Source organism: Kribbella albertanoniae, from assembly GCF_004348455.1.
GTDB lineage: Bacteria > Actinomycetota > Actinomycetes > Propionibacteriales > Kribbellaceae > Kribbella > Kribbella albertanoniae.
This window is the reverse complement of sequence record NZ_SMKA01000302.1, coordinates 1-11,032: the sequence shown is the minus strand read 5'-3', so window position 1 is coordinate 11,032 and position 11,032 is coordinate 1. Positions and strand designations below refer to the sequence as shown.

The following is an 11,032-nucleotide window of genomic DNA, read 5'->3' as shown; positions in this document are numbered from 1 at the left end:
GCATGCAACCGCTTATTCAGCGCACGCGATCCCACCGCGCGGATGCTTGCCAACCGGGAACGTCGAACGCCCAGCCCGTCAGCAGGCGATGGGCAGACCGCATGTCGCCGACGACAGTCCCGTAGTGCCGATCCGCACTGCCGTCCCTGTACTCGACTACATAACTCCCGTCGGCGTTACGCAGCGCCTGCGCATACGTCTGCCCAGAAGCATCCGCCAGCCGATCCACAATCAAGAACGAACCCTCACCAGCCTCAATGTCCCCAAGCATCAGGAACAACCCATCCTCCGACGGATCATCCATCGTGTCCCCCGACTCCGAACTCGCCCGCAGCTCCACCCTTCGCTCCATGGGCAAATGCTGTCACGTCCTCCGCGAGTGCGCGGCCGCAGCGCGAACTATCCTGCCCGGCATGAGTGATTCCGTCCCGGCACGGCGGCCCAGAACCGTCTTCCTCTCCGGGCCCGCCGGCTCCGGCAAGACGACCATTCTCCAGTTGACCCACGCCGAGAAGCTCAGCACGTGGGGCCGGACCGCCGCGATCGACACCGACCAACTCTTTCTCATGGTCGACCCCACCTGGGACCTCCCGTACGACGACGCCCGCACCGCACTCGTCCTACGCCAATCCGCCCAGCTCGCGAAGTCGTTCGTCAACGCGGACTACGAGAACGTCATCATCGCGGGCAACTCGATCCACGACGCAATCGACCTGAACCCGGTCATCCCAGACCTCCTCCGCCTGGGCCAGGTCTTCCACGTCACCTTGGATCCCACCGAGGAAGCAGTCCTCCAGCGCACCGTCGACGACCCAGACCGCTCACCGTCGCACCTCATCAACGACCGCAACCACCATCGGGTCAAGCGCTCTCCCTGGTCCGCGCCCATCGACAACTCAACCCTCACCCCACTACAAACCCTCCAAAAGATCGCCCACCTCGTCCAGACAGGCAAAGGCGAGATCCGCGGCCCCCTGCCGAACCTCTAGGTGACGGCATGGTTGGCTCGGCGACTCCGGTGAACTATTATCTGATTAGATAATCGATCAGGGGGTTTCGAGGTGGACAAGGACAGCCGGACGGTCGCTGAGTTGCTCAACCGCGCCCTCGTTGAGAGCGGGTTGTCGCAAGTTGCCTTCGCCACTGCTCTCGGTACCTCTGCGTCCCGCTTCTCCACCTACCGTTCAGGCAGGACCAAGCCCACCGCGCAGTTCTTCCTGCGCGCCGGCCGGATTGCCCGCGCACTCCAGGCGGCACGCGAGTACCGGATCATGACCGCCCTCGACACGGCGACAGCCATTCGTGAGGCAACGGACGAGGACTGGGCTTGGCGGATGCTGCTGCAAGGCCGCGACCACCTGCGCTTACTGCTGGCCCGTCACGATGGCTCCGAAGCCGCCTGGGAAGCAGCCCCAAGCACGACCGGGCAGGCGAACTTCGACACCTTGCTAGCCGTCTTGACCGCCCACGAATTCGCAGCGGCAGGTGAAGACCCACCTCAATGGACCAACGTCGAGGCCCTCCCCGACCCGTGGGTCCCCACGCATCCGTTCCTGGAGCACAACGAGATCATCGAGCAAACCCCGGACTACCTGGCGCAGGCCAACGTCTTCATCCCCGCCCGCGACCTGGTGACTGCATGAGCAACACCCGCCACGAGTTCTCGGCGACCGAAATCATCGATCTGCTCTCGGACCTCGACAAGCGACTGAAAGCGCGCGGCATCTCGGCAGCTGTCTTCGTGGTCGGTGGTGCGGCGATCGCGGTGACCTCGGGCGGCAATCCCCGCCGTACAGAGGATATCGACGCCATCACGCGCGATGAAGCCGTTGTTGACGAGGCTGGTGCGATGGCAATCCAGCGCAAGCTCCCCGAAGACTGGCTGAACACCAGAGCCAGCGCGTGGATGCCGCCGCTGCCGGAAGGTGCACTTCAGCATGGCGATGCGCCGGGCCTACACATCACCTATGCGACCGACGAGTTCCTGCTGGCGACCAAGCTGATTGCCCAGCGCCGCAAGGATGCCGCCGATATCATTGCCCTCGCCGGGCGTCTCCACATGGAGCAAGCATCGGCCGGCGATCTCGAGCGGTTGATCTCGCGCTACTACACCGACAGGGACGCCCTGGAGTTCATTCTCGACGGCTCGGACATCGATCGCGAGATACAGTTGCTGGCCCTCAGGGCCGAGCGCCTGCTGGCAAATCAGTCGGCTGTATCGAGACCGGCGACTCAACCTGCCGGCACCAAAACTCCCGTCGTACGTCGCCCTGATCGCGGAACCTCCCCGGAGCGGAGCTAGCGTCTGTGTCCCCGTTGGCGCACCACACAAAAGGCCGCGCGGTCAGAGGTTCGACCGGTGATGATGGTGCGATGCCTGAAAAACACTCACGCCCAGTGCCTGGTGGTCGCGCGTTCTACCTGACTGAACGTCTTTGGGAGTTGTCGGCGGGGCTTCCTGTTGAGCAGGTGCCGATCGATGACATCGCGGAGTTCGACGAGGACTGCTGGTTCGGGGGCGCGGCGGTCACCTGCCGGATGGTTGCCCGGCATGCCGGTCTTATTCAGAAGGCCGATCTCAGCTATCCGGTGATTCTGTCGGCCGACGGACGCCTGATGGACGGCGGGCACCGAATCTCCAAGGCCTGGATCACCGGCCTGACGACAATCAACGCCGTACGTTTCAAGGTCGATCCAGAGCCCGACTACTTCGAGTGGGACGCCCCCATTCAAGCAGAATCCGATTCTGCGTAGCGGTTCAACGCATTCGTCCAGAGGCGCGAGATCACGCGATTCACAGGGCTGTGATGGAGCACGAACAGCATCATCTTGTCCCGGGTACGGCGGGGGTCGTTGGAGCTCCACTCGACCTGAAGCCGGCTGCCTCCACCAGCTGCTGGCGCGATCCGGACCGAACCCGAACCGTGGCCTCCGTAGCTGCTCTCCTCCTCCGTCCACCGGACCACCGTGGGATCGGACCAGTCGTACCGAGCGACGACCCAGAACGGCGAACCGGGCGTGCTTTCCCGAGCCACCGCCCACGAGTCCCCGAGCCCGCGCACCTCGAAGGTCTTCGGGTCGAGCGTCCGGTTCCAGATCTGGACACGACGATCCGTGAAGTCGGTCAACGCGCGCAGAACCTGCTCAGGTGACGCCTGAGTGATCACGTCGAATCGCACCCAGCCAGTTGAGCACCCACCTCCCGCCACGTCCAGCGTCCTGGGCCCTTGACTCCCCGAATCTGTCAGGCATAGCCTGACGACTGTGTCAGGGAATGCCTGACAGAAGTGGAGGCCGTCATGCCGGACACCGCATTGCGTTGCTCGTTCTGCGGGAAGGACAAGAGCGAGGTGGAGCGGCTCATTGCCGGTCCCGCGGTCTTCATCTGCAACGAGTGTGTCGGCCTTTGTGAGCAGGTGCTGAGCGACCAGCCCACACCGTCGTTCCCACCATTGGACGGCAAGAGCGACGAGGAGTTGCTGGCCGACGTAGCGCGGCTCCACCTCTCCCGAGGCCAACTCGAGACCGCCGTACAGCAACGCGTTCAACACCTCCGCTCCCGGTCTGTCACCTGGGCGAGAATCGGCGAAGCCCTAGGGATGAGCCGCCAATCAGCCTGGGAACGCTTCTCCGGCGAGGAATGACCCTTCGCGCAGACCTGAGCTCAGGCATTAAACGGGCTGAACTTCTTCTGGGCCTGCGGTTAGGGTGACCGGCATGAGGGACGAGCCCGGCGAGATTTCGTGCGACCTGGTTGCCGAAATGCTCAGTAAGCATTGGGGCTTTCGGGCTGGCGAGGTGGTCTATGCCCCGGTCGGATTTGGCAGTCATCACTGGATCGCCTCCGGAGTCGACGGTCCGCGGTGGTTTGTTACTGCAGATCGTCTCGACCCGCGTGGTAGCTGGCTCGGTTCGACCGCTGCGCAGGTGAAAGATGCCATCGAGGCGGCCGTGCAGGCGACGAAGGAACTGGCTGACAGCGGTTGCGAGTTCGTCGTCGCGCCGTTGCCCGGCCGCACCGGCCGACTCGTTCGTGAGGTGCTACCTGGGTGGATGCTGGTCGTTTTGCCTTACCTGCAAGGGTGGAGCACTCCAGACGGTGCGTGGGACGATCCGGAGGAGCGGGAACAGATCGCTGGGATCCTCGGCCGCCTGCACACCGTCACGCCGCCAAAAACGTTGCAGCGCTGGGATTTCGCCGTACCCGCTCGAGAAGCGCTCCTGTCGGCACTAGCCGACCTCGGTCGGCCTTGGTCGTCTGGTCCGTACGCCGAGCCCACCCGGCTGCGGCTGACCGGAGCGCTCGACTATCTGCACGGCAGACTTGCGCAGTACGACGAGCTGGTACGCGAGGTCGAGGCGTCGGACGACCCATGGGTGGTGACCCACGGAGAACCGCACAGTGCCAACGTCCTGCGCACCAACGATGGCCGCATGCGGCTGATCGACTGGGATACCGTCCGGCTTGCGCCGCGCGAACGCGACCTGTCCGCGGTTTTCGGTGGCCCGACTGATGTCCTGCCGGCGTACCAGGCGGAGGCCGGCCCGATCAGCCCGCGCGCCGCAGCCCTAGAGCTGTTCCAGGTCTGGTGGTCGCTGGCCGAGATCGCCACTTACGTGCAGCTGTTCCGACGATCGCACACCGATTCCCAGGACAGCAGGGAATCCTGGCAGGACCTGACGACGTACGTGCCTGGCTAACAGGGGGGCGGTGGCTCATCGGCAGGCCTGAGTGGATCGCGGCATGAGAGTGTGTTTCGTAGCGGGATCTGGGGTCGCGGGTGTCGTGCTCGGCCACCGTACGGGCTGCGGCCACCGGACATCGGGAGGGCATGGCGTGACGCTTTCAGGTGTGCATTTGCGAGAGATCACCGACCACAACCATGACGCGGTTTGCGCGCTGCGCGTCCGACAAGGCCAGGACCTTTTCGTTGCCTTGGTGGCCAGGTCGTTGGACGACGCGGCCTCGACACCCGACGCGAATCCTTGGTATCGGGCTGTGTACTCCGCCGACGATCCGGTCGGTTTCGTCATGCTCAGTTGGAACGTGCCGCCCGGTCGTCCCGGCATCATGGGCCCGTATTTCCTGTGGCGGCTGCTCATCGACGAGCAGCATCAAAGGCGCGGGCTCGGTCGCGAGGTACTGACCCAGATCGTCGCATTGATTCGAGCGGACGGAGCAACCGAACTGCTCACCAGCTACCAGCCAGGCGACGGCGAACCATGGCCCTTCTATCAACGGTTCGGTTTCCAGCCCACCGGTGAGATCGACGACGGCGAGATCGTCCTGCGGCTGGCCCTGTCCGATCGTTGAGGCCGCGCATAGGCCCACGCGCCAGTGCGCGTCAGGTCGTCGGTTCGTCGAGGACGAGGCGCTGTCCGCCGTCGACCAGCTCACGGCAGATGTCAAGGTGTCCGGCATGAGTGGCCGTCTCGACGATCACGTGCAACAACACCTCTCGCAGGGAAGAGTGCGGCGGGTTGCCGCTGTCCTCGAACCACCAGACCGGTTCCGCGTCCAGCCGCAACTCGGCGACAGCCGCCTTGGCCAACCTGCACTCATCGACGTACTGCTCGACAAGCTCCTCGTCGCTCTGGAGGTCGGGCGCAGTCCAGCCGTCGTACCCCTGGGGAAGATCCACCTGCTCGCCAGCCATCACGGCCCGAAACCACACGCGCTCGACGTCCAGGGTCAGATGCCTGATGACACCTCGAGGTGTCCAGCCTGAGGGAACCTGGGAGCGGCGACGAGCCTCGGCCGGCATCGCCATGACCTGTTCCACGACATGCGTCCGCTGCGCGTCGAGCCACTCAAGTAGCTCGCGCTTCGTGGTCTGCTCTGCATTCATATCCACGCCCAAAGTCAACCTGAAGGGTGCGTACTGGCGCGTGGTCGTGATTGCACTCCCGTGCGTTGACAGATACCTTGTGTTGCAAGGTAGTCGACAACGTCCTCCTTCAGGACAGCGAGACGGAGACACGAAATGAGCGCTGACCGGCTGATCGAGGCGTACCTGAATGAGCTGGCCACGGCCGCCGAGGCGTTGCCGGCGGAGCGCCTTACTGAGCTCATCGCCGACATGACGACGCACATCGCGGAGGCGCGCGCCGACGGGGCGACCTCGGAGGACGACGTACGCGCAGTGTTGCAGCGACTCGGTGATCCCCGCGACATCGTCGAGGCAGCGACCGACGGTCTGGTCCAGGTCGACGTCCCGCCGCGCTTTCGTCTCCGGGACTTCGGCGCCGTGGCGCTGCTGCTCATCGGGCCTTTTGCCCTGGTGATCGGCTGGCTGGCCGGCGTCTGGCTACTGTGGACCTCCGACCGCTGGACTCGCGGCGAGAAGCTACTCGCCACCCTGGGCTGGCCGATCGGGTACGGCGTCGCGGTGGTCTGCGACTGGACGTCCATCCCGTTGGGGCTGACGCTCGCGATCGCGGCCGCGATCACCGTCGCCCCTCTCATCCCCTTGCTCAAGAACGGCCAGCCCGGGCGCTCCGCCACCCGGACCCGGCTCGCCGGCGCCACACCAGCAACCTCAAGCAACCGCTGACAGTTAGACGCCGGAGGGTTGCGCGAAGCACCTGCCGATTCATCCGCAGCCGTTGTTAGCAAGGGTGTTGGAGGGGTTGTGCCGCCAGGCAGGCGATCGGATCTGATGCCGGTTGAGCGACAATCGCCCTTTCGCCGTGGTAATCTCAAGGTCGCTGGCGCGGGTTCAAACCCGGTTGTAGGGCGCAACGGCACAGTAAGCCGAAAGGGCAAGGCCCACCTACTTCACGACCGAAGAGGGAGCGCCATGCCCAAGCTCGAAACCTACAAGAAGCAGGCGAAACTACTCGTTCGCTGGCACCGCGAGGAAAACTTCTCGATCGGCGGCCGCATCCGCCAGCTCGAGCGCTATCGCGCGTTGTCCGACCGCGAAGCACTCGCGTTGAAGTTTCCCCTTACCGAAGCCCAAGAGGTCATCGCCCTCGAAGCGGGCTTCGCCAATTGGGCCGAACTCAAGGCAAGCACGGAAGCGGCCCCGTCCACCAGCGAACAGCCGGAGACTCAGGACACGGCAGTCGCAAGCGCCAAGCCGGTGCTGTACGTCGCCAACGTCGATGCCGCGGCCACGTTCTATCGGGACAAGCTCGGCTTCCGGATCGACTTCGTGCACGGCAATCCGCCGTTCTACGGGTCGGTGTCACGCGACGGCGCGACCTTGCACCTGAAGCACGTAGACGAGCCGGTGTTCGTAGTCGGTGCCGCGGAACGAGAAGGCCTCATCATGGCGTTCGTCGAGACGACGAACGTCCGCGAGCTCTACGCGGAATACCTGGCCGCTGACGCCGACATCGTGCAAAAGCTGACCAAACAAGCGTGGGGCGGCACCGACTTCATAGTGCGCGACCCTGACGGCAACGCGATCACGTTCGTCGGCTGAGACCCGACCCCGGCCGAGGCATGACCGGTTGCGGTCAACCATGACCTCAAGAACCCGGCCGTTCAGCAACTACCGGCACGTGCCTCGGTCGAAGGTCGTAAGACAACGATTAGCGTGTCAGCGTGTTCCTCACAAGCGGCAACATCCAGCAGGAGTTCCTCACGACCTTTCCGCAGGCAGCCGCCGCTCTTGAGGCCGATGCTGGTACAGATCCTGCGGGGCGCGTCGACTGGGTGTTCCGTCACGATGTAATGCCCAACGCCATTGGCGATCCGGCCGCCCTGCGCGATGTCTTCGCCTGGATTGAACGATTGCTGCAGTCCACTGACAACCTGATCGAGTACTGGACTGGAATACGCCTCATTGATCGGACGCTGGACTCGACGGAGTGGGAACCTCTCGTCGAGGAGTACGCAGGTCCACTGCTCGCAACAGTCATGAGCAGATAGACCCACGCCTCAACCGCGCACTCATCCTGTGATCCGGCGCCGCTACCGTTTGCCATCAACGGTCGAGTCGAACGCAGCCTGATGCTGAGCAGACGTGCGCTTGCGACTCGGAACCGCCGCCGGACGACCCGACGCAGCGCGCTCGGGTTTGCCATGAGCCACTACCGCCATGTAGCGAGGTATCACGGCGTGCGGCTCCGGCTGTACGGTCTGCGGCTACTCGGCCGGTCCCCGCGCGGGGTCGGGAAGTCGCTACGCGCGTGGGCCGGTGGGTCTTCGACGTCGACACGCCGCCGGGCACTGTCAAGCTCACCACCGAGGAAGCAGCGCCGGGCTGTTGCTAGCCGCAGGTGGGGAGGCTGGCGCGGGAGAAGTCGCGGACGTTGGCGGAACGGTAGTCCTCGCGGTCGAGCTTGACGAAGAGGGTCCCGCTGTTGTGGTTGGCAGAGGTCGTGGTGCCCTGGATCTCGACCCGGTTGTTGTACATGGCGGATCCTGAGATGCGGGCCACCGAGGTGTCCATCATCCAGTCGGCGGTCTTGCCCGCGTTGTTCCACGCGGAGTACTGGAAGCGCGTCGAGCTCTCCTCGCACATGTAGACGGTGACGCCCGACCGCCATCCCACCGCCTTGCCGTACTTCCCCAGCTTGGCCCAGGTCTGCGGGCCGACCCGGCCGTCGACGCCGAGACCGGTGTCGTCCTGGAACTCGCGGACGCGCTTCCGCGTCGATTCGCCGTAGCTGCCGTTCACCGAGAGTCCGCCCAGGTTCACCTGGAGGACCCGCACGCAGGTTCCACTGCTGCCGTAGGCCAGGTAGCTGCTGGAGCAACTGGCCGCCGCCTGAGTGACGGCCTCCGGCTCAGATGCGGTGACGGCCTGGGCCTGAGTTGCCGGGCCGGCGACCGACAGCAGTCCGGCTACCAGTGCTGTAGCGAGAACGGCGCCTCGGCTTCGGCGGCGCAGGATGTTTCTCATCTGGTTCATTCCTCCTTGTACGACCCCCGGCCGCACGTGGTTGCCTACTGACCTCCGCACGATAGGGGGCCGAGGCAACAATCCACTGCCCGTACTCCGCCCGTACTTGGAGCGCTTGGTTCCGCAAGTCGCCTGGAGTTGGAGTTCGCGTCGTCAAAGCTCCGGCAACCGTCTCGCGGGGATCGGGTGACTTACCCGCTACGTAGTGGGAGCGGAGGCTTTGGCAAAGCGGTCGGTCGCGGCGATGACCGCCTCCGTTGTTCCTGCGCCGTGTGTGCCGTGCTCGACGATCACCAGTTCGGAGCCTGGCCAGGCGTGGTGTAGCACCCACGGTTTGCCGGTGAGCGCGCCGAGGTCGAGCTGCCCGTGCACGATCACGCCGGGGATGTCCTTCAGCACGTGCCCTCGGCGGGCCAGCTCGTCGTCTGCCAGCCAACAGCGATTGCTGAAGTAGTGCGTGACGAGGCGCGCGAAGGCGAGCTGGAACCGGGGTTCCCACGGGTCGTGCTCGACGTCCCGGCCGGGCGGGACCGTGGCGATGGCGTCCTCCCAGGCGCACCAGTCGGCTGCTGCTTTGCGGTGTACGGCGGGGTCGGGGTCCATGAGCAGGCGGTGGTAGGCGGCCGAGATGTCCTCGCCCGGATCGGGGACCCCGGCGACGAAGCGTTCATAAGCCTCGGGGGCCAGGCTGCCGAAGCCGCGGATCAACCACTCGACTTCGCAATGCCGGCCTGTGGCGACTGCGGTCACGATCATCTCTGAGACGCGTTCGGGGTGGCGCAACGCGTAGGTCAGCGAGAGCACCGAGCCCCAGGAAACGCCGAACAACAGCCACTTGTCGATGCCCAGATGCTCGCGCAGCTGCTCCATGTCGCCGATCAGATGATCAGTGGTGTTGGTGGACAGGTCGATCCCAGGCTCGCTGGCATGCGGAGTGCTCCGGCCGCAATTGCGCTGGTCGAACGCGATCACACGGTAGACCGCGGGGTCGAACTGGCGCGGGGGACGCGTGCCGCATCCCGAGCCAGGGCCGCCGTGCACGTACAGCGCCGGCTTGCCGTTCGCGTTGCCGCTCACCATCCAGTAGACGCTGTGTCCGTCACCGACGTCGAGCATGCCGTGCTCGTAGGGCTCGTTCTCGGGGTACATCCGTCTCCCACCGGAAATGACAGCACTAACACGAATGCGATGGCCCGCCATCTTTCCCGTCAGGACAGCGGTACGCAACGCTTCTGAGTCAATTGGCATATCCGGAGGTGCCGGTGAGATTCCTAGGCCAAGGCGTCGCACATCACCCGGCGAACATGTCTCGCGCATCAACCCGTCTGATCACTCGCTAACGGAGCTTTCGGTGGCGCCAGCTCCACTTCAGTGGATCGGGATCACTGTTCGCGCCTTCGAAGTCCCGCTTGAAGGCTTGGTAGTCCCAGCCCAGGATCTCGAACACCTGAGCCTGGGTTGGAGGTCGCCCATGCGATTTCACGTAGGACTCGACCGCTCTCTTCTGCGCGGCTGTCTCTTCGTCGGTGAACAACGCCATGTCGCGAAGATAGCGGCGGACAAGTCGCGCTTGGTGGATATGGCCTGATGCTGTCACCCGGATGAAGGCCGAGCCGGCCGGTTCAACTGGTTGGGGACAACGACGAGGCGGAACGAGGGCCCTGGCCGCGGCAGCCCTGGTACCGAGTGAGCAAGAGCGTTAGCAAAGTCCGGCTCCGGACATGCAAACCCCAGGTCAACTAGCTTTCTGACCTGGGGGTTCGCGGTCGGAGGGATTCGAACCCCCAACCTTCTGATCCGTAAGACCCTGCACTTCTGGAGGTGTGCTGCGCTGCCGTGCATGTGGCTCATCTCAGCGATGCCAATGCGTGCATCTTGCCTGGGCTCGTTGGGGTCAGACTGGGGTCATCTTCGACCCGTCAATCTCGTCGTCAACTCCAGAGGCAGAAGGGATGCCCGGCAGAATCCAGCATCACCCTTAACCGATTTGGGTCTCGGTCTGCTGGCTGCTGGCGAGCCTCGCGAGCGCCGAAGGATACTGCAGTGTCGTCCAGCGGTGCGGTCGCAGGTGAACGTGGTCTGGCAGGAGAAGCGGGTGCTCGTCGCGAGAGCCGGTCGCCTGGGGCGCACGACTGCGGTCGTGCTTCGGATCCACGGTTGGGCGGTCGGGGTCGGGG

16 protein-coding genes are annotated in these 11,032 nt (G+C 64.7%); 10 read left to right on the top strand and 6 right to left on the bottom strand.

The window, feature by feature from the left end:
- Window positions 1-16: 16 nt before the first annotated feature.
- Complete coding sequence (locus tag E1261_RS38620; RefSeq protein WP_132414709.1) at window positions 17-352, bottom strand: hypothetical protein; 336 nt, start codon at window positions 350-352, stop codon at window positions 17-19.
- Window positions 353-413: 61 nt separating this feature from the next.
- Here E1261_RS38620 and E1261_RS38615 point away from each other — a divergent pair, with 61 nt between their 5' ends.
- From E1261_RS38615 to E1261_RS38600, 4 genes are all read left to right on the top strand, one after another.
- Complete coding sequence (locus E1261_RS38615) at window positions 414-989, top strand: ATP-binding protein (protein WP_132414708.1); 576 nt, start codon at window positions 414-416, stop codon at window positions 987-989.
- Between the two features lie 72 nt (window positions 990-1,061).
- Window positions 1,062-1,643 carry a helix-turn-helix domain-containing protein gene (locus tag E1261_RS38610; protein ID WP_132414707.1) on the top strand — a complete coding sequence of 194 codons (582 nt, stop codon included), beginning with the start codon at window positions 1,062-1,064 and terminating at the stop codon, window positions 1,641-1,643.
- Window positions 1,640-2,302 (top strand): DUF6036 family nucleotidyltransferase, encoded by a 663-nt coding sequence (locus tag E1261_RS38605; RefSeq protein ID WP_132414706.1) that lies wholly within the window; start codon window positions 1,640-1,642, stop codon window positions 2,300-2,302. Before E1261_RS38610 ends, E1261_RS38605 begins: the two co-directional genes overlap by 4 nt.
- Before the next feature lie 5 nt (window positions 2,303-2,307).
- Entirely contained in the window at window positions 2,308-2,754 is a 447-nt protein-coding gene (locus tag E1261_RS38600) for a hypothetical protein (protein WP_202875401.1), read from the top strand.
- On the opposite strand, the gene E1261_RS38595 is transcribed toward E1261_RS38600, so the two are convergent.
- Window positions 2,730-3,179, bottom strand: coding sequence for an SRPBCC family protein (locus E1261_RS38595; protein ID WP_132414705.1), 450 nt, complete (start codon window positions 3,177-3,179; stop codon window positions 2,730-2,732). The two genes, E1261_RS38600 and E1261_RS38595, sit on opposite strands and share 25 nt — an antisense overlap.
- A 120-nt stretch (window positions 3,180-3,299) precedes the next feature.
- On the opposite strand from E1261_RS38595, the gene E1261_RS38590 reads away from it, so the two are divergent.
- From E1261_RS38590 to E1261_RS38580, 3 genes are all read left to right on the top strand, one after another.
- The gene (locus tag E1261_RS38590) at window positions 3,300-3,644 is read left to right on the top strand and encodes a ClpX C4-type zinc finger protein (protein ID WP_132414704.1); all 345 of its coding nucleotides are present in this window, start codon (window positions 3,300-3,302) and stop codon (window positions 3,642-3,644) included.
- Between the two features lie 73 nt (window positions 3,645-3,717).
- Window positions 3,718-4,701 (top strand): phosphotransferase enzyme family protein, encoded by a 984-nt coding sequence (locus E1261_RS38585; protein WP_132414703.1) that lies wholly within the window; start codon window positions 3,718-3,720, stop codon window positions 4,699-4,701.
- A gap of 85 nt (window positions 4,702-4,786) precedes the next feature.
- On the top strand, window positions 4,787-5,314 hold the full coding sequence (locus E1261_RS38580) for a GNAT family N-acetyltransferase (protein WP_202875400.1): 528 nt from the start codon (window positions 4,787-4,789) through the stop codon (window positions 5,312-5,314).
- A gap of 31 nt (window positions 5,315-5,345) precedes the next feature.
- Here the strand turns inward: E1261_RS38580 and E1261_RS38575 are convergent, their stop codons facing one another.
- The gene (locus E1261_RS38575) at window positions 5,346-5,849 is read right to left on the bottom strand and encodes a DinB family protein (protein ID WP_238176696.1); all 504 of its coding nucleotides are present in this window, start codon (window positions 5,847-5,849) and stop codon (window positions 5,346-5,348) included.
- 135 nt (window positions 5,850-5,984) lie between these two features.
- On the opposite strand from E1261_RS38575, the gene E1261_RS38570 reads away from it, so the two are divergent.
- The 3 genes from E1261_RS38570 to E1261_RS38560 all read left to right on the top strand — a co-directional run bounded on the left by E1261_RS38570 (window position 5,985) and on the right by E1261_RS38560 (window position 7,879).
- A complete protein-coding gene (locus tag E1261_RS38570) occupies window positions 5,985-6,554 on the top strand; it encodes an HAAS signaling domain-containing protein (protein ID WP_132414701.1) in 570 nt (189 codons plus the stop codon).
- A 246-nt stretch (window positions 6,555-6,800) separates the two neighbouring features.
- Entirely contained in the window at window positions 6,801-7,430 is a 630-nt protein-coding gene (locus E1261_RS38565) for a glyoxalase superfamily protein (protein ID WP_132414700.1), read from the top strand.
- A 122-nt stretch (window positions 7,431-7,552) separates the two neighbouring features.
- Window positions 7,553-7,879 (top strand): hypothetical protein, encoded by a 327-nt coding sequence (locus E1261_RS38560; RefSeq protein WP_132414699.1) that lies wholly within the window; start codon window positions 7,553-7,555, stop codon window positions 7,877-7,879.
- A gap of 340 nt (window positions 7,880-8,219) precedes the next feature.
- On the opposite strand, the gene E1261_RS46155 is transcribed toward E1261_RS38560, so the two are convergent.
- From E1261_RS46155 to E1261_RS38545, 3 genes are all read right to left on the bottom strand, one after another.
- A complete protein-coding gene (locus tag E1261_RS46155; protein ID WP_202875399.1) occupies window positions 8,220-8,855 on the bottom strand; it encodes a peptidoglycan-binding domain-containing protein in 636 nt (211 codons plus the stop codon).
- A gap of 198 nt (window positions 8,856-9,053) precedes the next feature.
- Window positions 9,054-10,004 (bottom strand): prolyl aminopeptidase, encoded by a 951-nt coding sequence (gene pip / locus E1261_RS38550; protein WP_132414698.1) that lies wholly within the window; start codon window positions 10,002-10,004, stop codon window positions 9,054-9,056.
- Window positions 10,005-10,191: 187 nt separating this feature from the next.
- A complete protein-coding gene (locus tag E1261_RS38545) occupies window positions 10,192-10,395 on the bottom strand; it encodes a hypothetical protein (RefSeq protein ID WP_132414697.1) in 204 nt (67 codons plus the stop codon).
- Between the last annotated feature and the right edge of the window lie 637 nt (window positions 10,396-11,032).